19 protein-coding genes and 1 pseudogene are annotated in these 19,769 nt (G+C 70.6%); 10 read left to right on the forward strand and 10 right to left on the reverse strand.

Annotated features, from left to right (window positions below):
* The 3 genes from WBA97_RS13065 to WBA97_RS13075 all read left to right on the forward strand — a co-directional run.
* Nucleotides 1-690: [LysW]-aminoadipate kinase (locus tag WBA97_RS13065; RefSeq protein ID WP_424231038.1), on the forward strand; the 690-nt coding region annotated here is incomplete at its 5' end.
* Entirely contained in the window at nucleotides 674-1,714 is a 1,041-nt protein-coding gene (locus WBA97_RS13070; RefSeq protein WP_424231039.1) for a M20/M25/M40 family metallo-hydrolase, read from the forward strand. The genes WBA97_RS13065 and WBA97_RS13070, both read left to right, overlap by 17 nt.
* 26 nt (nucleotides 1,715-1,740) lie before the next feature.
* Entirely contained in the window at nucleotides 1,741-2,664 is a 924-nt protein-coding gene (locus WBA97_RS13075; RefSeq protein WP_424231075.1) for a DMT family transporter, read from the forward strand.
* On the opposite strand, the pseudogene WBA97_RS13080 reads toward WBA97_RS13075, so the two are convergent.
* Both WBA97_RS13080 and WBA97_RS13085 read right to left on the reverse strand, forming a co-directional pair.
* A pseudogene (locus tag WBA97_RS13080) lies at nucleotides 2,657-3,769 on the reverse strand (MFS transporter); the annotation flags it as partial. The gene WBA97_RS13075 and the pseudogene WBA97_RS13080 overlap by 8 nt on opposite strands.
* A complete protein-coding gene (locus WBA97_RS13085) occupies nucleotides 3,769-4,833 on the reverse strand; it encodes a GNAT family N-acetyltransferase (protein WP_424231040.1) in 1,065 nt (354 codons plus the stop codon). The gene WBA97_RS13085 and the pseudogene WBA97_RS13080, both read right to left, overlap by 1 nt.
* Before the next feature lie 249 nt (nucleotides 4,834-5,082).
* Here WBA97_RS13085 and WBA97_RS13090 point away from each other — a divergent pair, with 249 nt between their 5' ends.
* Nucleotides 5,083-5,541, forward strand: coding sequence for a GNAT family N-acetyltransferase (locus tag WBA97_RS13090; RefSeq protein WP_424231041.1), 459 nt, complete (start codon nucleotides 5,083-5,085; stop codon nucleotides 5,539-5,541).
* 18 nt (nucleotides 5,542-5,559) lie between these two features.
* On the opposite strand, the gene WBA97_RS13095 is transcribed toward WBA97_RS13090, so the two are convergent.
* Complete coding sequence (locus tag WBA97_RS13095; protein ID WP_424231042.1) at nucleotides 5,560-6,474, reverse strand: EamA family transporter; 915 nt, start codon at nucleotides 6,472-6,474, stop codon at nucleotides 5,560-5,562.
* A 124-nt stretch (nucleotides 6,475-6,598) separates the two neighbouring features.
* Here WBA97_RS13095 and WBA97_RS13100 point away from each other — a divergent pair, with 124 nt between their 5' ends.
* The 3 genes from WBA97_RS13100 (at nucleotide 6,599) to WBA97_RS13110 (ending at nucleotide 10,440) form a co-directional block, all read left to right on the forward strand.
* Entirely contained in the window at nucleotides 6,599-7,489 is an 891-nt protein-coding gene (locus WBA97_RS13100) for a class I SAM-dependent methyltransferase (protein ID WP_424231043.1), read from the forward strand.
* Between the two features lie 6 nt (nucleotides 7,490-7,495).
* On the forward strand, nucleotides 7,496-9,364 hold the full coding sequence (locus WBA97_RS13105) for an acyl-CoA dehydrogenase (protein WP_424231044.1): 1,869 nt from the start codon (nucleotides 7,496-7,498) through the stop codon (nucleotides 9,362-9,364).
* A gap of 77 nt (nucleotides 9,365-9,441) precedes the next feature.
* Entirely contained in the window at nucleotides 9,442-10,440 is a 999-nt protein-coding gene (locus WBA97_RS13110; protein ID WP_424231045.1) for an NAD-dependent epimerase/dehydratase family protein, read from the forward strand.
* A 137-nt stretch (nucleotides 10,441-10,577) separates the two neighbouring features.
* On the opposite strand, the gene WBA97_RS13115 is transcribed toward WBA97_RS13110, so the two are convergent.
* Nucleotides 10,578-12,071 (reverse strand): IS1380 family transposase, encoded by a 1,494-nt coding sequence (locus tag WBA97_RS13115; protein ID WP_424231076.1) that lies wholly within the window; start codon nucleotides 12,069-12,071, stop codon nucleotides 10,578-10,580.
* Between the two features lie 345 nt (nucleotides 12,072-12,416).
* Here WBA97_RS13115 and WBA97_RS13120 point away from each other — a divergent pair, with 345 nt between their 5' ends.
* Nucleotides 12,417-13,256: a hypothetical protein gene (locus WBA97_RS13120; protein ID WP_424231046.1), complete on the forward strand. Its 840-nt coding sequence runs from the start codon at nucleotides 12,417-12,419 to the stop codon at nucleotides 13,254-13,256.
* Here WBA97_RS13120 and WBA97_RS13125 read toward each other — a convergent pair.
* Entirely contained in the window at nucleotides 13,237-14,586 is a 1,350-nt protein-coding gene (locus tag WBA97_RS13125; protein WP_424231047.1) for a protein kinase domain-containing protein, read from the reverse strand. The two genes, WBA97_RS13120 and WBA97_RS13125, sit on opposite strands and share 20 nt — an antisense overlap.
* A 216-nt stretch (nucleotides 14,587-14,802) precedes the next feature.
* Between WBA97_RS13125 and WBA97_RS13130 the strand changes: the two genes are divergently transcribed.
* The gene (locus WBA97_RS13130; protein WP_424231048.1) at nucleotides 14,803-15,555 is read left to right on the forward strand and encodes a class I SAM-dependent methyltransferase; all 753 of its coding nucleotides are present in this window, start codon (nucleotides 14,803-14,805) and stop codon (nucleotides 15,553-15,555) included.
* Nucleotides 15,556-15,662: 107 nt separating this feature from the next.
* Here the strand turns inward: WBA97_RS13130 and WBA97_RS13135 are convergent, their stop codons facing one another.
* Both WBA97_RS13135 and WBA97_RS13140 read right to left on the reverse strand, forming a co-directional pair.
* Nucleotides 15,663-16,481, reverse strand: coding sequence for a hypothetical protein (locus tag WBA97_RS13135; RefSeq protein ID WP_424231049.1), 819 nt, complete (start codon nucleotides 16,479-16,481; stop codon nucleotides 15,663-15,665).
* A 91-nt stretch (nucleotides 16,482-16,572) separates the two neighbouring features.
* Nucleotides 16,573-16,833, reverse strand: a complete 261-nt coding sequence (locus WBA97_RS13140) for a hypothetical protein (protein WP_424231050.1) — start codon at nucleotides 16,831-16,833, stop codon at nucleotides 16,573-16,575.
* A gap of 292 nt (nucleotides 16,834-17,125) precedes the next feature.
* Here WBA97_RS13140 and WBA97_RS13145 point away from each other — a divergent pair, with 292 nt between their 5' ends.
* A complete protein-coding gene (locus tag WBA97_RS13145) occupies nucleotides 17,126-17,470 on the forward strand; it encodes a helix-turn-helix domain-containing protein (protein WP_424231051.1) in 345 nt (114 codons plus the stop codon).
* Here the strand turns inward: WBA97_RS13145 and WBA97_RS13150 are convergent, their stop codons facing one another.
* The 3 genes from WBA97_RS13150 to WBA97_RS13160 form a co-directional block, all read right to left on the reverse strand.
* Entirely contained in the window at nucleotides 17,471-18,061 is a 591-nt protein-coding gene (locus WBA97_RS13150; RefSeq protein ID WP_424231052.1) for a ClpP family protease, read from the reverse strand.
* A 106-nt stretch (nucleotides 18,062-18,167) separates the two neighbouring features.
* A complete protein-coding gene (locus tag WBA97_RS13155; protein WP_424231053.1) occupies nucleotides 18,168-18,782 on the reverse strand; it encodes a ClpP family protease in 615 nt (204 codons plus the stop codon).
* A gap of 80 nt (nucleotides 18,783-18,862) precedes the next feature.
* On the reverse strand, nucleotides 18,863-19,621 hold the full coding sequence (locus WBA97_RS13160; RefSeq protein ID WP_424231054.1) for an SAM-dependent methyltransferase: 759 nt from the start codon (nucleotides 19,619-19,621) through the stop codon (nucleotides 18,863-18,865).
* Nucleotides 19,622-19,769: the final 148 nt, after the last annotated feature.

Here is a 19,769-nt window from a genome sequence, read left to right on the forward strand (position 1 = left end):
GAGCTGGGCCGTCCGCCCCGCTACCTCACCGGCCGCGGTGGCCGCCGCAGCCGGTACACCGACACCGGCGCGCTGGACGTGTTGCGGCTCGGCATCCTCGGCCGGGTCAAGCCGGATCTCGTGGCCGCACTGGTGAACCTGGGTGTTCGCGCCGTCGGACTGTCCGGTGTGGACGGTGCGCTGGTGACGGCGAACCGCAACGGACCAGCGCGCGCCACGGTCGACGGGGCCGAGGTGGTGGTGCGCGACGACCTGTCCGGCCGGATCGCCACCGTGGACCCCGCCCTGCTGGTGACGTTGCTCGGCGGCGGGTTCACGCCGGTGGTCTCCCCGCCCGCGCTCGGCGCCGGGGGCGAGACGCTGAACGTGGACGCGGACCGGTTCGCCGCCGCGCTCGCGGCCGCGCTGTCGGCCGACTGGCTGGTCGTGTTGTCGGACGTGCCCGGCCTGCTGGCCGACCGGCACGACCCGGCGAGCCTCGTGCCCGAGGTGGCCGTCGACGCGCTCGATGGCCACCTCGCGGCGGCGGACGGGCGGATGAAGGTGAAGGTGCGTGCCGCGGCGGAGGCGTGCCGGGACGGGGTGGCCAACGTCGTCCTCTCCGACGGCCGGGTGGACTCCCCCGTGCTGGCCGCGTGTTCCGGTGCCGGGACCAGATTCGTCAAGGAGACGTATGCCAGGGCGAGCTGAGGAACTGCTGACGCGGATGGTCGGCATCCCGTCGGTGTCCGGGAACGAGGGCGCGCTCGCCGACTTCCTTGTCGAACGGATGCGGGAGTGGGGCTTCGAGACCCACCTCGACGAGGCGGGCAACGCGATCGGCCGCCGAGGCGAGCGAGACGCGCCGATGATCCTGCTGACCGGGCACATGGACACGGTGCCCGGCGGGCCTCCGATGCGCCGCGACGGTGACCTGTTGTACGGGCGCGGCACGGTCGACGCGAAGGGCCCGCTGGCAACCATGATCTGCGCGGCGGCCGACGCGGACGTCGACGGAGTGCAGTACGTCGTCGCGGGCGTGGTCGAGGAGGAGACCTACGGCCGAGGCGCGACGCACCTCGCCGAGTGCTTCCGGCCATCGGCCGCGTTCGTGGGCGAACCGAACGGCTGGGCCGGTGTCGGCATCGGCTACAAGGGCCGGATCATGCTGCGATACCACGTGTCCCGGCCCTCGGTGCACACGGCGAGCCCCGAGGAGAAGGCAAGCGAGGCCGCGGTCGCGTTCTGGCAGGACGTGGTGGCCTACTGCGCGTCGGTCACCACGAGCGAGAAGGCGTTCGACCGTCCTATCGCGACACTCAACGAGCTGGCAGGCGACATCGAGTCAGCGCGGCTGGTGATCTCCGTGCGCACCCCGCCCGGGTTCGACCTGCCCGCGTTCGAGGAGTTCCTGGCGGGCGCCACCCGCGACGGCGTACTGAAGATCGACGACCGCACCCCTGGCGTGCGCGTCGACCACCGGGGCGCCGCGGTCCGCGCACTGTGCGCGGGGATCCGCGCCCGTGGCGCACGGCCGACGCTCAAGCTCAAGACCGGCACCGCCGACCTGAACATCGTCGAGCCGCGCTGGCAGGTCCCCATGGCCGTGTACGGGCCGGGCGACTCCGCGCTGGACCACACCGACCACGAACACATCGACCTCACCGAATACGCCACCGCGATCGACGTGCTGCGCGACGCGCTGAACCAGCTGGCCGGAGAGCTGCGCCGGTAACGACGGTGCTCAGTAAGGTGAGCCTGGTGCCGACCCGCGCCGCGTTCGCCGCCATCCTCGTCGCGGTCGTCCTGTGGGGACTCGCGCCGGTCGCGACGCGGTACCTGGTGCTCAACGCCGACCCGCTCGGCGTGCTCGGCATCCGGTTCGCGCTCTGCTCGCTGTGCTACCTGCCGGTGCTCCCGTGGCTGCGGCTCGGCACCGTGACGTGGCACCGGCGGACGCTCGGCATGCTCGCGGCGTGCGGGATCGTCGGCGTGGTCGGCTACAACGTGCCGATGACGCTCGGCATCCGTGACGTCCACGCCGGGTTCGCCGGGATACTGCTGTCGACGGAGCCGCTGTGGATCGCGCTGCTGTCCGTGCTGGTACTGAAGCACCGGTTGACCGCGCCGCTGGCGTGGGGCCTGGCGGTGGCCTTCGCCGGGGTGGTGACCCTGAGCGTGGGCAACGGCCTGACGGTGTCGACGTCGATGTTCGGTGGCGCGGCACTGGTGCTGCTTGGCGCGTTCATGTGGGGCGCCTACTCGGTGGCCGTCGGCCCGCTGGTGCGCAGGTACGGGGCGTTGCGGGTCAGCGCGGTGACCATGTGGATCGGCACGGTGCCGCTGCTCGCGATCTGCGCAGAGGGCATGCTGTCGACGACCCTCGACGCGACCGGCTGGGTGGTGCTGTTCCTGTACGGCCTCGGCCCGAACCTCGTCGGCATGCTGCTGTGGAACTACGGCCTGTCCCGCGTGCCGGGGCCGAGGGCCGGGCTGCTGCTGAACCTGTACCCGGTGGTGAGCGTCGCGGGCGGTGTCATGCTGCTGGACGAGCCGCTGACGGTGACGACGCTGGCTGGTGGGGTGATTGTGCTGGCAGGACTTCTGCTGGCGCGGCCGCGCTCGGGAAGTGACGACGCCACCGAGGAGCCTGGGAAGCCAGCACGACCACCAGCAGACCGCTGAGCGCGCCGAGCAGGATGAACGACGTGCGGCCCGTCAGCTCGTACAGGACCACGCCCGCGACCGGGCCCAGCACGTTGCCGACATCGGACACCAGGCCGAACAACCCGAACGCGGTGCCCTGGCTGTCCTCGGCCGACTTCAGCTCGACGATGCCGCGCCGCGCGGTGAGGAACAGGATGGCGTAGCCGACCATCACGACCATGAACGCCGCGGCGACCGGCACCACCGACGCGCTGACGGCCATCGCCGCCAGCCCGGCGCCGAGGACGGCGAGCCCGGTCCCGATCATCGGCACCAGGCCGAACCGCTCCGTGTACCGGCCAAGCGCCCACATGCCGACCGCCGACGTCGCGAGCCCGACCACGAACACCACCGAGATCGCGCCGCGTGCCGACCCCTCGGCCGCGCCGCTGAGGTACAGCGGCAGCAACGGTTCCAGCGCGGTGTACACGAGGTGCGTGAACAGGTCGAGCACCCCGAGCACGAGCACCCACACCCACCAGCGGTTCGCGCCACCCGAGGCAGGCGCCTCGGGCGCCTTCTCCACCGGCGCGTCCGGGATCGCGTGCAGCAGACCGAACGCGGTCAGCGACGTCACCACCGCGCCGACGACGAACAACGTCGCCAGCCCGAACGGCGCGGCCACCCCCGCGATCAGCGGGCCCAGCAGGAAACCCGCCACCGCCGCCGACCCGAAGTTACCCATCATCCGGCCTGCCGCGATGTCGTACCGCTTGCACAGCGCGGACATGCCCGCGTACAGGGCCGGTGTCACCAGCCCTTCGCCGATGCCCCACACGAACCGGCCAACCAGCAGCGTCACCGAGTCGGTGGCGAAGGCCGTGAGCACGATGCCGACGGCCGCGATGTTCAGCGCCACGCACGCCACCGCGCGTGGCCGCCACCGGTCCACCCACGCGCCGCCGACCGGCTGGAACAACGCCTTCGCCGCGGCGAACACCGCGAACACCAGCGCGATCGTCACCGGGCCCGCGCCGACCCGCTCCTCGAGGTCCGGCACGAACGGGATCAGGACCGTGTAGGAGGCGTTGACGCTGATGACCGCGACGAGCAGCAGCAGTGCCCTGCGCCTGCCCGCGCCCATCAGGCGCTCTCGATGTAGGCGTGCAGCGTGGCGTGCATGCCGCGCAGCGCGAGCGCCAGTTCCGCCCGTGCGTTCGGCGCGTACACCAGCGCCCACAGCTCGGTCGCGGCGAGCCCGTGCCGTTCCTTGAACCGGTAGTTGTCGCGGCCCCACTCGATGCGGCGCATGCCGTTCTCGTAGGCCCACTGCGTCGACCGGTACATCAGCGCGACGTAGGTGCTGTACTCCCGGAGGCTCTCGTAGTCCACACCGCCGCACATGAACGTGACCTCGTCGCCGCGGCGGAAGCCGAAGAACACGCCGACGAGCCGGTCACCGACCGTCGCCGCGGACAGCAGCGCGCCCGGGATGTCGAGCATCCCGTGCAGCGCCGCCTCGTCGAACAGCGCGGGCCAGGAGTTCTTGTCGCTCGTGTCGACGGTCAGCGGGAACGCGGCGGGCACCAGCGCGTGCGCCTCGTCGCCCTCGACCATCCGCACCCGCAGGCCGCGCTCCTCGCCCCGGCGCAGCCGCCGCTCGACGTCGCGCCGGATCTTGTTGTCGATCCGGTACAGGTGGTCGGTGAACGTGCCCGCGACGTCGATCGCGTAGGTTCGTTCCAAGTGGACGGTCCCGGCCGGGGGGCCGACCGCGTCGAGCCAGCTGTCGACGCCCTCGGTCGTCAGGTTCGGCACGACGAGTACGTCCGCGGCGCCGCCGTGGATCCAGTCCATCGCGGTCGCGTACGCACCCCGCACCAGCGGCTCGGCGATCGGGCCGCGCTTGCCGTACATCGAGTACGGCGAGCCGGCGAAGACGATCGGGTTGCCGAACCGGCCCACCAGTCCGCACTGGAGTTCGTAGCCGTGCCAGAACGGGGACATCGTGGTCTCGTACAGCGGGAGGACGTCCTGTCCCGCGCACACGTAGGCGTGCCGGGAACGCTGCTCGATGCCGATCCGCTCCCACCCGCGCAACCAGCCCTGCGAGTCGTACAGGCAGCTGGCGCTCACCTGGTCGGGCACCCGATCGGACAGTGTCCACTCGTCGGCCGGGTCGACCCGTCCCGCGTCGGTGACCGTCACACCGCACCTCCGCTCACGCCGAGCTGACAACACCCCGAACCTAAAGTCGCCCGGTAACCCCGGACCCGAATCCGGCTTGAGCGCCGCCAGCCGCCGTTTTAGGGTCTGCCCCATGGATCTTTGCGGCGAAGGTCTTCCCCTGAGCAACAGTGACCTCAGGGGAACGTGACGGCACCCAGCCACCAACCACCCGCGGTCCGAGGATGCGCTGGGTCGGGACCAACACTTTTGAATCCGGGGAGGCGGACAGTGTTTCTGATCGACGACAATCGGGACCGGGTCGACCGGGACGTCCTGTGGGAGTTCCTGTCCACGAAGGCGTACTGGGGGCAGTACCGCGACCGGGCCAAGGTGGAACGGCAGCTCGCGGGCGCGTGGCGGGTCGTCGCCGCGTACCGCGAGGCCGACGGCGCCATGCTCGGCTTCGCGCGTGCCATGTCCGACGGGGAGACGCAGGCCTACCTCGCCGACGTGTTCGTCGTCGAGGAGGCACGCGGGCACGGCGTCGGCAAGGCGCTCGTGCACGCGATGATCGAGGAGGGGCCGGGCCCGCACTTCCGGTGGATGCTGCACACCCTCGACGCGCACGAGCTGTACCGGACGTTCGGGTTCGCCGAGCCGGACGCCACGTACATGGAACGCAAGGGCACAGGCATGGCGGTGTTCGGCAGGCACGGGGCGGGTGCCGCTCCTGACCAGCTGGATTGACCGGGTGGTCTCCCGCAGTCAGGTGGCCGCGCCCCCCGCGGTTCTGGTCGCGCCTGCGGAGGCCGCCACGACGAGGAGCACCGCCACCCACTGAACCGGGCCAAGGATCTCGCCGAGCACGATGAGCCCGACGAGGGCGGCGACCGCGGGTTCCAGGCTCATCAGGACCCCGAACACTCGTGGCGGGATCCGGCGCAGCGCCTCGAGTTCCAGCGAGTACGGGATGACCGACGACAGCAGCGCGACCCCGAGCCCGACGGCGAGCACCCACGGTTCGAGCAGTGCGGTGCCGCTGTCGGCGATGCCGACCGGCGCGACCATCAACGCGGCGAGCGCCATGCCGAGCGCGAGGCCGCCGCCGTCGTCGGTGTGCCTGCCGAGCGCCGCGCTGAGCAGGATGTAGCTCGCCCAGCAGACGGCCGCGCCGAGCGCGAACAGGATGCCGGCCAGGTGCAGGTCGCCTCGGCCCTCGGTCAGCAGCACCACCCCGCCGGCGGCGAGCAGCGCCCACAGGCCGTCGAGCAGGCGGCGGGACCCGAGCAGCGCCACGGCCAGCGGCCCGATGAACTCTATGGTGACGGCGACGCCGAGCGGGATCTTCGCGAGCGCCAGGTAGAAGCACAGGTTCATGGCGCCGAGCACCAGCCCGTAGCCGATGACCACCGTCCACGCGGGCCGCCCGAGCCGGAACGACGGCCGCCAGACCACGAGCAGCACCACCGCGGCGAAGAACAGTCGCAGCGCGACGGTGCCCACGCTGCCCAGCGCGCCGAACAGCTGCTTGGCGAGCGCCGCGCCGACCTGCACGCTGATGATCCCGGCGAGCACCTGCGCGGGCGGCGGCACCGCGCCGATCGCCCGCCCGGCGAGCGCGATCAGGCCGCCGCGCGGGAACGGCCCGGACCCCACCCGGTCGACATGCATCGTGGTCATGGCCGCATCCTCCGCGAGACCCCCGACAGTCGTCGCGGGCTTTCCAGATGGTGGAACGCCGGGACCTCGACCTGCGCGGAAACGCGATTACCGGACCCCCCGAGGACCGTTAGGGTCAACCGGCGTGGGAGAGAACGAGACAGCGGCGCTGCGGGCGCTGATGGCAGGAGACGTACCTGGGGCACAGGACGAGCTGGCGAGCGGGGTGACGCGGCCACTGCTCAACGCCGCCCTCCGCACCTACCTCGCAAAGGATGGCGATGTCGATGGCGAGGTGTACGACCGGCCCGCCGCGTTCACGGCGTTCATCCGCGGCGGCGGCAACGTCGGGCTCTACGAGGCGGTCGGCACCGCGCTCGCCGGCCAGTACTCCCGGCACGAGGTCGCCACGCTGCTCGACATCGGCTGCGGCGACGGGCGGGCGCTGGTGGCCGCGCTGCGGGGCCGCACGCCGTCGGTGACGCTGGTCGAGCCGTCGTCCGCGCTGCTGGACTCGGCGGTCGCCGCACTCGAGGAGGTGCCAGTGACCGCGCACAACACGGACGCGGCGACGTTCGTCGAGCACGTCACGGACCGGTTCGACCTGGCGGAGTCGACGTTCGCACTGCACGCGCTGCCGCATGAGGAGCGCTCGGCCGTGCTCACCGGGTTACGCGGGCACGTGTCCCGGCTCGTGCTGGCCGAGTTCGACGTGCCGGACCACCCGGTGGGCAGCGCGGAGCACCTGACGTTCCTCGCCGACACCTACGAGCAGGGCCTCGCCGAGTACGACAGCGACCGGGACCTGGTGGCGCAGGGGTTTCTGCTGCCGGTCCTCACCGGCCAGCTCGCACCGGGCGCCCACCGCAGCACGTGGGAACAACCAGCCACGGCGTGGGCCGAGCAGCTCACGAAATGCGGCTACCACGAGGTGATGATCGAACCGCTGCACGAGTACTGGTGCGCACCGGCGTTCCTGCTCACGGCCCGGGGCGACGCCGCGAAAAGTGTGCACCACGCCGAACCGGGGTATTGATGATCCATGACCGAACAGGTGGACCCCGGCGCGCTCACGACCGTCCTCGATGGACGCTGGGCTGCGCTGCGTGGACGGTTGCGGGAACGGATGACCGCCACGAAGCTCGCGGACTCCTACGACCTCGACCGTGAGTCGCACCGCGCGCAGGTGTTCGAGCAGATGCGTGAGCTGGTCACGACCGGCCACCCGAGGCTCGGGTTCGGCCGCGAGCACGGCGGCGAAGGCGACGTCGGCGGGTCCGTGGTGTCGTTCCAGCTGCTCGGCTACGGCGACCTGTCGCTGATGGTCAAGGCCGGGGTCCAGTGGGGACTGTTCGGCGGCGCGGTCCAGATGCTCGGCACGCGGCGCCACCACGAACGGTACGTGCCCGGCATCATGTCCCTCGACCTCCCCGGGTGCTTCGCGATGACCGAGACCGGGCACGGCTCGGACGTCCAGCACCTGCGCACCACCGCCACCTTCGTCGACGGCGAGTTCGTCATCGACACCCCCGACGACGAGGCCCGCAAGGACTACATCGGCAACGCCGCCCGCGACGGGCGGATGGCCGTCGTGTTCGCCCAGCTCGTCATCGGCGACCGGTCCCACGGCGTGCACGCGTTCATGGTCCCGATCCGCGACGAGGCGGGTAGGCCGATGCCGGGCGTGCGTATCGAGGACTGCGGGCCGAAGGCCGGACTCAACGGCGTCGACAACGGGCGGCTGTGGTTCACGGGGGTGCGAGTGCCCCGCGACGCGCTGCTGAACCGGTACGCCGACGTGGCCGAGGACGGCACCTACTCGAGCCCGATCGAGTCCGACGGGCGGCGGTTCTTCACGATGCTCGGCGCGCTCGTGCGCGGCCGGGTCAGTGTGGCGGGCAGTGCGGGCAGCGCGACGCAACGGGCGCTGACGATCGGGATCCGCCGCGCGGAGACCCGCCGCCAGTTCGAGCGTCCCGGCGAGGACACCGAGATCGTGCTGCTCGACTACCTCGCCCATCAGCGCAAGCTGCTGCCCGCGCTCGCGACGACCTACGCACTGCACTTCGCGCAGGAGGAACTGGTCGCGATGCTGCACGAGGTGCACTCGGCGGAGGAGCAGGACGAGCGGGCGCAGCGGGTGCTCGAGTCCCGCGCGGCTGGCATCAAGGTCGCCGCAACGTGGCACGCGACCGCGACGATCCAGGCGGTACGCGAGGCGTGCGGCGGCGCGGGTTACCTCGCCGAGAACCTGCTGCCGGGGCTGAAGGCGGACACCGACGTGTTCACCACCTTCGAGGGCGACAACACGGTGCTGCTGCAGCTCGTCGCGAAGGGCCTGCTGACCGACTACCGCGACAACTTCGCCGACCTCAGCCCGCTCGCCACCGCCCGGCTGGTCGCCGAGCAGCTGATGGGCGCGGTGCTGGAACGTCTGCCCGCCCCCAAGCTCGGCAGCACCGAGTTGTTCGACCGGACGTGGCAGCGGGACCTGTTCGCCGACCGGGAGGACCACGTCCTCGCGGGCCTCGCGCGCAGGCTGCGGGCCGCGGCCCGCTCCGACGCGGACCCGTTCGAGGTCTTCAACGACGCGCAGGACCACGTGCTGCTCGCCGGGCGCGCGCACATCGACCGGCTGGTGCTGGACGCGTTCGTCGCCGCGATCGACCGGTGCGCCGACGAACCGGCGAAGGCGCTGCTGAACCGGGTGTGCGACCTCCACGTGCTGGCCAACATCGAGGCCGACCGGGCATGGTTCCTGGAACACGGCCGCCTCACACCACCCGTCTCGAAGAAGGTGGTGGCCGAGGTCAACGCGCTGTGCAAGGAACTGCGCCCGCACGCACGGACACTGGTGGACGCGTTCGCGATCCCGGAACAGTACGTGGCTTTTCCGCCTCCCCGGAACTAAAGGTGTTGGTCCCGACCCCAGCACCGATCGTCCGGGGTGGGGCAATCCCATCGCTGAGTGTCCGCGAGGATGGACGGATGACGCGCGTACTGGTCTTGGGCGGTTCGTGGTTCCTTGGGCGCTCCGTCGTCGACGAAGCCCTTGCACGTGGGTGGGCGGTAACGACGTTCCGCCGTGGGGTCTCCGGGGACGACGCACCCGGCGCGGAGGCCGTCCGAGGGGATCGGACAAACGCGGATGACCTCGCGCGTCTCGCGGAGGCTGGCCCGTGGGATGCGGTTGTGGACACGTCGGGGTTTGTGCCTCGGGAGACGTTGGCCGTCGCTCGCGCACTCGAACCGGTTGTGGATCGCTACGTGTTCATTTCGAGTGTGTCAGCCTACGAGGGTTGGCCTATCGAGCCGCTAACGGAAGATTCGGCGGTTTTGGAGTGTCCGTCTGATGCGGGGCCGGATTTCGGCTATGACGGCGACCCCGGCCCCTCCGTGTATGGGTTCACGAAAGCGGGATGTGAGCGCGCCGTGATCGAAACCTTCGGGCTGGAACGCGTGGCTGTGTTGCGGCCGGGCGTCATCCTCGGCCCTCGTGAATATGTGGGCCGGTTGCCGTGGTGGTTGCGGCGTGTGCAGCGCGGCGGACGGGTATTGGCTCCAGGTAGCCCAGATCGAGCGATTCAGCCTGTTGACGTTCGAGACGTGGCGGACTTTGCGCTTCATACGGCAACCGGTCAGGCCGGTGTTTTCAACGTGACCGCGAGCGGCAACGAGTCTATGGTCGATCTCCTCACGGCGTGCCGCGAGGTTACCGACTCCAGTGCTGAGTGTGAATGGATTACCGATGAGAGCTGGCTCATCGCGCAGGAGGTAGCGCAGTGGACGGAACTCCCGCTGTGGCGCACTTATGCGGGAGCGTGGGATGTCGATTCGACAAACGCGCGCGCGGCTGGACTTGTCACACGCCCGATCCGGGAGACGGTCAGCGATACGTGGGAGTGGCTCAACTCGGCAGGCGCCGGGGTCGTCCACGAGCGGGCGGCCGAACAGGGCATAAACACTCAGACCCGTATCCGCGAGTAGTCGGCTGAGTTGATCTTCAGGTCCTGGAGTCGTGTGGTGGAGCGGTTTTCGGGTGTGTGGGCATGCTAGCGGCCCGGGGTGTCGCGCCGGGTTCACGTGTGGGGTTCCTGGGTCGGGGCCTTGGGGTGGCCGGGTGGTCAGGGCCGTGTGGGGAGTTTCCGGAGTCGGGCGAGGATCTCGGCGAGTAGATCGTGGCCGGGTGGCGGGTGCAGGATTGGTTGTCCTGCCTGGAAAACAAGGCGGGCAGGGACGCGGATCAGGCGGTGGCGGAGTGTGGCGATCATGGCTTTGCCGTCGCGGGCGCCCCAGCCGGAGAGCTGTCCGGTCGGGCCTTCGGTGGCGGTGAGTTGATGGAGCCAGGCTGCCATGGATGCCGCCAGCAGCGCGCCCCACATCCATGCGGTGTTCACCTCGGGATAGCCGGAGGGGAGGTGACGGAGCGCGGCGCCGTGTTTGCTGTCACGAAACAGGTTTTCGATGCTGGTGCGGTGCCGGTACCAATGTTCCACCGCAGCGGCTTTGTCCGGTGTGGACACGTCGAGGTTCGTGAGGATGAACGAGTACCCGTAGATCGCGTCCGCGTCGGCCAACTCTTCCAGCGGGAGAGCGCGTTGATTGGGATGTAGTGTCCGGCGACGCCGTGAGCGTGGGTCGGCCGAGACCTGAGAGACATCCAGACGGACTCGGCGGATCAGCAGGAAACTCTTGGCCGGCCACCACACGGGCCGGTAGTCCGCGACGACGACCTGCGCGCCGGCCATGTCGATCGCGTCGGTCCAGGAGTCGTCGGTGATACCGGAAAGCAGCCGCCACAACGGAGCGATGCGTTTGGCGCCGATCGCGAACTCGACATCGGCGAAGAACGCGACCCGGGCCAACTCCCCGGCGAAATACCCGGCATCGGCCCGCAGCCGAACCCGCCCCTGTCTGGCCTGCTCGGGTAACGCCGCGAGCGCCCGCCGCAACAGTTCGGCCGCGCTAGCGCGGGGATCATCGTTGCCTGACAACAACTCCGCTGCCAGCACGGTCTCCACCTCAGCCCAGGACGCCACGTGCGCACGTCCCACCCGCTGCCCCTCATAGTTGTAGGCGACACCGCGTTTCTTGCGCCCGTAGGTCTCGACGTCGCTGGCGTCAAGATCGATCGTCGCCGTGCGGCACAACCGGTTCCGCCGCATCGCGGGCACCCGCTCCAGCATCCGCTCGGTCACCCGAGCGACCCCAGTCTCCACTGCGCTCCACTGCGGATCAGTGAACCTACGGGCCAACCCGGCCGCGGTGGTCGAGGCCAACCCCGGCACCGGCGTGATCACCTGCCCTGCCACATCAGCGCGCTGCCGGTCCAACCCGACCAGGAAATCCTCCCCAGCCACCTGCGCAGAAGCCAACCCGACCAACACTTCACCAGCCCCGAACCCGCGAACACGCTGCTTGATCGGCCCCACCGCCGCATCCAACGCCGAGATCACACCCAACCGCTCCACCAACTCCGTGACCGCAGCCATCCCCGACACCGACGTCAACGACGGATCCGGCGCGCCCACCCGCACTCTTGGCCGCCTACCACCTAAACTACCCACTCGATAGGTGTCCTCTCCCGGGCGTGATTGTGTCTTCGCAACCACCATCATCCCAGGCCAGAGCGGCACCTATCACCATCTCAGCAGCGTGTCACCGCCTTACTCGCGGATACGGGTCAGAAGGAGCAAGAGATTCTGGCCCGGTGGGATGCGCTCGAACGCGGGGACGGTTAGCAAGCGCAACGATTGAAGTGCCCGCGCGACACCCCCTCACTCGCTCACGGTGATCATTCGTGAGGCGGCAGAGCGGGCTTGGACCTGCCCGGCACCCAGCCACCAACCACCCACGATCCGCCGGAGGTCGCTGGGTCGATACCAACACTTTGAATGTCCGGGGAGGCGGACCAGTGGCGGCCTGGCTAGTCCATCATTGGGTTGGGTCGCTACGGTTCACGCATGGGTGGGCGGGTGTGGTCGTGGCTCCTCGAGTTCGCACCGGTGCAGGAGGCGGTGCGGCGCGAGGTGAAGGCCGCCGTCGACCTCGTCATGGACGACACCGAGCAAGCCCAGACACGGCAGCGCAAACGCCACCGCGACGCGCTCGGGCGCACCGAGCGCGAGCTGTCGGACCTGCGGACGAAGATCGCCGAGATGACGGCGGCCAACACCGAGTTGCTTGGCGCCAACGCGTCGCTGCGTGGCGAGGTCGCGGAGCTGGTGGCGGCGGCGGAGCGCGAGGTCACCGAGCGCGAGGAGTTCGCGCTGCGGCTCGTGCGCGAACAGGAGGCGGCGGAGGAACGGCAGTGGCAGGGCGCCACCACCGACGTGTTCTGCTGCCAGTCCTGCTGGGCGTTCTGGTTCCTGTCCACCGCGCCCGACCGGACCAGCTGCACGGTCCGCGGCCCGTTCGGCAGGCACGACGCCGCGTGCGGGGTGTGCGCGGAGCCGCTGGTGGCCCTGCCCGCCGCGAAGAGCGTGGTGCTGCGCAAGGGCGCGGAGGACCGGATCAGCAGGCCGGTCCTCGATGACGAGCCGCGGTCGGACACCGCCGTGGCGAACGTGGAGCTGGCCGCCGTCGCGGAGGGGCTCAGCAGGCTGCCGAAGGTCGCGAGCCGTACCGCCGCCTGGGTCGCGACCGATCTGACGGGGCTGCCGGACCTGCCGGCCAAGGTCATCGGCGACATCGCGGGCCGGACCACGATGCCGGTGCCGATCGACGGGATCGTGGCGGGTATCCGCGCGTTCGTCGAGGTGGGCGCGCCAAGAAAGCCGCCGGTCACGTCTCCCGGCAGCTGACCCGCGGCACCTGTGGGTCGCTGCCGGAGCCGTTGAAGCCGAACTCGGTCTGACCGCCGGCGGGGACGGTGACGTTCCAGTCCTCGTTGGTGACGGTCACGTCGGCGCCGTCGCGGTCGAGCTTGCCCGCCCACAGGTCGTTGATGTCCTCGCCGTCGGGCAGGGTCCAGCGCACCTCCCACCCGGTCAGCGTCCCCTCGCCGTCGTTACGGACGACCACCCGCACCTGGTATCCGTCCGGCCACGAGTTGGTCACCTCGTACGCCGCGACGCAGCCCCGATCCTCCGGTGCGGTGGTGGTCGGCACGGTGCTCGGCACGGTGGTGGTCGGGAAGGTGGCGGTTCCTGCCGCGCCGGGCGACTCCTCGTTGCCCAGCAGCAGGCCCAGCACGACGCCGGCGGCCACCAGTGCGGCGGCGCCGACCCCCACGGCGAGCCCGCGCCGTGACACCGTGCGCTGCGGGGCGGGTAGCAGCAGCGTGGGGTTGCGCGGTGCGGGGACGGGCACCGCACCGCCCTCGGCGGCGGCCGCCAGTGCCTCGTGCGCGGCCGGCATCGCCGGCCGCTCAGCGGGGTCGCGGCGCAGCAGCCACAGCAGCAGGTCGGTGAGCGGTCCCGCCTTGCTGGGCGGGACCAGCGGATCGCGGGCGACCTTGTGGAGCAGGGCGATCGCGTTGTCCTCCACCCCGAACGGCGGGGCCCCCTCGATCGCCGAGTACAGCGTCGCGCCGAGGGAGAACACGTCGGACCGGGTGTCCGCGTCCGCGCCACCCGCGACCTCGGGCGCGAGGTAGGCGGGGGTGCCCGCCAGGATCCCGGTCGCGGTCACCGAAGCGAGCCCCGCGGCCCTGGACACCCCGAAGTCGGTGATCTTCGCCGTGCCGTCCGTGGTGAGCAGCACGTTGTCCGGCTTGACGTCGCGGTGCACCACCCCGTTCGCGTGCGCCTCGGCGAGTGCCGCGGCCACCTGCGCGCCGATCGCCGCGACCTCACCGGGCGGCAGCCCGCCTCGGGTGGCCGCCACCTCGGCGAGACTCTTCGACGCGAGGTACTCCATGACCAGGCATGGCCTGCTCGCGTGCGTGACGACGTCATGCACCGCGATCGCGTTCGGGTGGCGCAGCCGGGCGGCTATCCGGCCCTCCCGCATGGCCCGCTGGGTGGCGTCGCCCGCCGATTCCCCCAGGTCGTCGCCGTCGGGCCGCAACTCCTTGATCGCGACGTCGCGGTCGAGCCGCTCGTCCCGGGCCAGCCACACGACACCCATCGCCCCGCGCCCGACGAGCGATACGACGCGGTAGCGGCCGGCGACCACCTCACCCGGTTCCATCGCGCACACGCTAGCGCGACAGGGGTTCCGGCGACACCACGCGCCGACCGGGGGCGCGGCGGGCGCTCAGGACGTCCACACGATGGTCGCTGTCGCGTCACGGGTAATCACATTCCGTGCCTGAGTTTCGCTTGACCGGCCGATGGCCGGGAACCCTCCTACCCTCTGCCGCCGACTATGTGACTGGGAAGACCTGCGCAGGGGAACGGGAGTGGCATGCATTGGTACGAGGACGAGGAACGATGGATTGACTTCGCGTCGGTGATGTTCCCCGAGATGGCGGTGCACACCACCGAGGAGTCGGTCGCCACGTCCCCGCTGCTGAAGGTCGACCCGGGGGCGCGGGTGCTCGACATCTCATGCGGGCCCGCGGTGTACGTGGTGGCCCTCGCGCGGCGGGGTGCCGAGGTGACCGGGGTGGACCTGAGCCCCGCGATGCTGGCCAGGGCACGCGCCGAGTGCGACCGTGCCGGGGTGTCGGCGTGGTTCGTGCGCGCCGACATGCGGGAGCACGTCGAGCCGGGCGCCTACGACCTCGTGCTCAGCACGCACACCTCGTTCGGCTACTTCACCGGGCCGGGTGACAACCTCACCGTGCTGCGCAACGCCTACGCGAGCCTCGCGCCGGGCGGCACGCTGCTCGTCGACGTCCTCGGCAAGGAGGTCGTCGCGGGGCGGGTCGGGCGGCGGGGTGCGATCGACATCGCCGAGGACGCGGGTGGTGGCACCGTGTTCACCCGCGACACGATCCTCGACGACTGGACCCGCCTGCGCACCGACTGGACGCTGGTCCGCGGCTCGTCGGCCCGGCACGCGTCGATCCTCTGGTCCCTCTACAGCGCCGCCGAGCTGCGCAGCCTGTTCGAGACCGCGGGATTCGTCGACGTCGAGTGCTTCGGCGGTTTCGACGCCACCCCATACGACAACCACGCCCGCAGACTGGTAGTCCGCGGCGTCCGCGCGGAGTAGCCCACCCGTCGAGGATCTGTGCGAGAACGCCCGGGCCTGACCAGCAGTTACTCAGGGGGCCGTGACGGCACATAGCCGCTACTGTCCCTCGGGGCACTGCGGTGTCGTCATCGGTTCATGAGCCCGGCGGGGTTCGGGTCGATGCCGGTGTTCAGGATTGTCAGGTCCTCTGGCAACAGCGTGCCGGTGTCGACCAGTACCCGCGCGAGGTTGGTCTTCAGTGCCTCGGCCGGTGCGGTCTCGCGGGTCAGGCGCTCGATCCCGGCCGCGGTGAGCCGGTGCCGGACACCGTCGACGACGGCCTCCGCCTTGCGGTCGTTCCACCCGGACTGGCCGGGAACGGTGTTGAGCACCTTGCCGGTCTCGTTCCAGGACAACGGAAGCGCCTGGTCCTCGCGGGCGAGGACGGCGGAGAACATCGCGACGAGCACGAGCCACTCGCGGCGGGTGATCGGCAGCCGCAGGTTGCCGGTGCTGGTGTCAGGCCGGACCGCGCCGCGGTGCCGGTGCCCGTCGCTGACGAGCACCTCCACCACGTGCAGCTGCGAGCCCTGGATGTAGAGCGGCGTGTAGCCGACCGGCAGCGGCGCCTCGTGCGCACGCAGGAGCGGTGCGGTGTCCGGTAGCCGGATCGGCAGCTTGCCGCCGTTGCGCACCACCCAGCGCGTGCCGGTGCCGTGCTCGACACAGCGCAGCAGCACGTGTTCCCTGCTGACGTAGCCGTCCTCACCGCCGATCGCGACGTGCACGTCCGGCGCGTTGCGCCCGACCACCAGAGACCGCCCGGCCACCGCGGCCGCCGCGTACCCGCCTGCGTCGCCGAGGACGAACAGCGTGCCAACGGGCGCGGCCGCCCCCGCGAACAGCGGCTCCTGCCGCACGAGGCTGGGGGTGAGACGACCGAGTGGATACATGCCCTCTGTCATGGGACCTTCCAGTGTGTCACCGTTTCCGCGTCGCCAACGCTACGGGCCCGGTGCCGGGAACCCTCCCGGAACACGCTTGGCAGGTGAGACGTCATGGGGCGATGTTGAACCAGTCGATGCGTCCCGGCTTGAAGTCCATGCCGTTCGGGACGCCGACGCCGGTGAAGTCGGTGGCGAGTGTGCGCCAGGTTTCTCCCACCCACAACCGGAAGGACTGCCGCACCTCCTCGACACTGCGCCCGTACCAGCGGATGTACACGATGTTCGACCCCATGCCGCACACGATGACGTAGGGGTTCGCCCCCGGCGGCCTTGGCGCGTCGAGCGCCTCCAGCACCGGATCGGTGCCCACTCTCCGCTGATACCTGATGCTCGCCGGTTCTCGCCAGCCGACCATGTTCCGTGCCCCCATCCGAGTTGATGTGAGGATGATCGGCGCTCCCTGGGAGCTGTTAGGGGTCCTGTACCGACACTGTCAAGAAGTTGTCATGAACCGACTGTCCACAGTGATCGACTGTCGTTGGCACGCAACAGGTCCGACAAATCCGTCCGCTCGGAACGGTGCGTACTCCCCCACCGCGGGCGGCGTTCTGCCGGGAGCGGAACCGCTGCTCCCCGCGCCGCGGCGATGTCACGATGAGGGGATGGCGGACATTCTCCAATTCCACCGGAACCGGGAGCCCGAGCCGGAGCCCGCACCGCTGTGGCGGGACGTGCTCGGTCCTCGCCTGCGCGCGACGCGGGAGGAGCAGGGTGAGCGCCTCGTCGACGTCGCCGAGAAGGCGGGCATCTCCCCGCAGTACCTGTCCGAGATCGAGCGCGGGCGCAAGGAGCCGTCGAGCGAGATGATCGCCGCGGTCACCGGTGCGCTGGGGCTCGAGCTGGCCGACCTGCTCATCGGGATCGCGAGCGACGTGCGGCGACGCCGTGCCGCCGCACGTCCCTCGGTGCTTCCCCGGCCGACCGGTCCGGTGCTGCTGGCCGCCTGATCAGGGCCGCTGGTCCAGTACGTGGTCGGCGAGCCCGTAGGCCACGGCGTCCACCGCGTCGAACACGCGGTCCCGGTCGGTGTCGTGCCTCAGGTCGGTGACGCCGCGGCCGGTGTGCGCCGACAGGATCTCCTCAAGCTGGTTGCGGACCCGCACCACCTCGTCGGCCTGCAGGATCAGGTCGGGGATGGTGCCTCGGCCCTGCGCGGCGGGCTGGTGCAGCACGACCCTGGTGTGCGGCAGCACGGCGCGGCGCCCGGACTCCCCCGCCGCGAGCAGCACCGCGGCGGACGCGACGGCCTGGCCGACGCACGTCGTCGCCACCGGCGCCTTGATGTAGGTCATGGTGTCGTACAGCGCGAGTGCCGCGGACGGGTCCCCGCCCTCGGAGTTGATGTACAGGTCGATCTGCTGCTCCGGGTTGTCCGCCTCCAGGTGCAGCAGCTGCGCGATCAGCGCGTTCGCGACGCCGGAGTCGATCGCCGTGCCGAGGTAGACGATCCGCGACGACAGCAGGTGCGAGTAGACGTCCATGATCCGCTCGCCGCCGGGAACCCGCGTGATCACGTTGGGGATGGTGTAGGTGCTCAAGTCCGCTCCTCGCAGGCTCCGAGCGGCCGCTCGCGGTCGCCCTGTGTCTGATGGTTCGCTCCGCAAGCTCCGCTCAGTGTCCGATGGTTCGCTCCGCAAGCTCCGCTCACGCCGTGGCTCCCAGCCCGAGTTCGTGTGTGCGTACCGGCACGACCTGCGCCAGGTTCTGGACGACATGGTCGATGAAGCCGTACTCCAGCGCCTGCCCGGTGGTGAACCAGCGGTCGTGCAGCGAGTCGGCGAAGATCCGGTCGACCGGCTGACCGGTGTCCTCCGCGATGAGGCCCAGCACCGTGTCGCGGGTGTGGCGCAGGTCGTCGGCCTGGACCTCCACCTCGACCGCCGAGCCGCCGATGCCCGCCGAGCCCTGGTGCATCAGGATGCGGGCGTGCGGGAGGGCGAACCGCTTGCCCGGCGTGCCAGCGGACAGCAGGAACTGTCCGGCACTGCACGCCAGCCCCAGCGCGAGCGTCGCCACGTCGCACGGCACGAGCCGCATCACGTCCCGGATCGCCAGCATCGACGGCACCGAGCCGCCGGGCGAGTGGATCCACAACGCGATGTCCTTCTTGGGATCCTCGCTCGCGAGCGAGAGCAACTGCGTCGCCAGCACCGTTCCGTTGTCGTCGTCGAGCACCCCGTCGAGCACCAGCACGCGCTGGCTCAGGAACCGTTCCCGCAGCCGGTGGTCGAACAGCGGCGGCCTGTCGTCGTTCGTCATGCCCCGACAATGCCGCCGCGCTGGCACGCTTCGCCGCCGGTGCTGCTGTGAGCAGATCCGCTCACAGCAGCACGAGCCGGCTACTTCTCCGCGATCACCGTGTACGCGAGTGCGTCGACCTCGTCGCCGGACTCCGGGGTCCAGCGCAGCGGGCTCAGTCCCGGTGGGCGGAGGCGCCACGGGCCGAGCAGTGCGCTGAACTCGTCCGCGGAGCGGCTCAGCACGGTGATGCCCGCCTGCTGGAACAGACTTACCGCCTCCGCGACCATCTCCGGGTCGAGCGTGTCACCGCTCGCGTGGCTCGCCGCGAGCAGGCTGCCGGGGGCGAGACGTTCGTGGTACCGGCGCACCGTGTCCGCAGGCGGGATGGGGCCGTCGTCGGGGAGGCAGTGCAGCACAGCCGCGGCAAGGACACCGACCGGGCGGTCCAGGTCGAGCACCGCACGCACCGCGGGATCGTCGAGCACGGCGTCGGCGTCGGCGACATCGGCACGTACCACCGCGATACGTTCGTCGCCCTCGGTGCCGCTACTGACGTGTGCGACCGTCACCGGGTCGATGTCGATGTAGGCGACGCGGACATCGGGGTTCTTCGCGTGGGCCACGTGGTGGCTTGACTGCGGGGTCAGCATGCCGCAGCCGAGATCGAGCACCTGCGTGACACCGGCGTCGACGAAGCTCGTGACCGCCTGACTGGCGAAACGCAGGTTCGCCATGGCGAAGTACCGGTAGCCGGGCATCAGCGCGAACACGCGTTCCAGCAGGCTGCGGTCCACGGCGGCCGTACTGGCGCCGCCCGCCGCGCCGTTGTACACCCGGGAGAGGGCCGGTTTGTCCACCGATGGCTCCATACCGGACAAACTATCGGGGACCGGCGGGCTCGCCAAACGACGAGGTGGGCCAGTGCGCGGTGATCTCGCCCTCGGTGGCGGCAGCCGCGAGCGACGACCTGCGCGCGGCGACCGGCACCACGATCCGCCTCGACGC

This window comes from Actinophytocola sp. (genome assembly GCF_049647105.1).
Taxonomy (GTDB): domain Bacteria; phylum Actinomycetota; class Actinomycetes; order Mycobacteriales; family Pseudonocardiaceae; genus Actinophytocola.

Bases quoted from the DNA above. Each gene is read 5' to 3' on its own strand.
- WBA97_RS13115 (WP_424231076.1), bottom strand. From the start codon at position 12,071: ATGATGGTGGTTGCGAAGACACAATCACGCCCGGGAGAGGACACCTAT.
- WBA97_RS13105 (WP_424231044.1), top strand. From the start codon at position 7,496: ATGACCGAACAGGTGGACCCCGGCGCGCTCACGACCGTCCTCGATGGA.
- WBA97_RS13145 (WP_424231051.1), top strand. From the start codon at position 17,126: ATGGCGGACATTCTCCAATTCCACCGGAACCGGGAGCCCGAGCCGGAG.
- WBA97_RS13120 (WP_424231046.1), top strand. From the start codon at position 12,417: ATGGGTGGGCGGGTGTGGTCGTGGCTCCTCGAGTTCGCACCGGTGCAG.
- WBA97_RS13125 (WP_424231047.1), bottom strand. From the start codon at position 14,586: ATGGAACCGGGTGAGGTGGTCGCCGGCCGCTACCGCGTCGTATCGCTC.
- WBA97_RS13130 (WP_424231048.1), top strand. From the start codon at position 14,803: ATGCATTGGTACGAGGACGAGGAACGATGGATTGACTTCGCGTCGGTG.
- WBA97_RS13155 (WP_424231053.1), bottom strand. From the start codon at position 18,782: ATGACGAACGACGACAGGCCGCCGCTGTTCGACCACCGGCTGCGGGAA.
- WBA97_RS13095 (WP_424231042.1), bottom strand. From the start codon at position 6,474: ATGACCACGATGCATGTCGACCGGGTGGGGTCCGGGCCGTTCCCGCGC.
- WBA97_RS13135 (WP_424231049.1), bottom strand. From the start codon at position 16,481: ATGACAGAGGGCATGTATCCACTCGGTCGTCTCACCCCCAGCCTCGTG.
- WBA97_RS13070 (WP_424231039.1), top strand. From the start codon at position 674: ATGCCAGGGCGAGCTGAGGAACTGCTGACGCGGATGGTCGGCATCCCG.
- WBA97_RS13110 (WP_424231045.1), top strand. From the start codon at position 9,442: ATGACGCGCGTACTGGTCTTGGGCGGTTCGTGGTTCCTTGGGCGCTCC.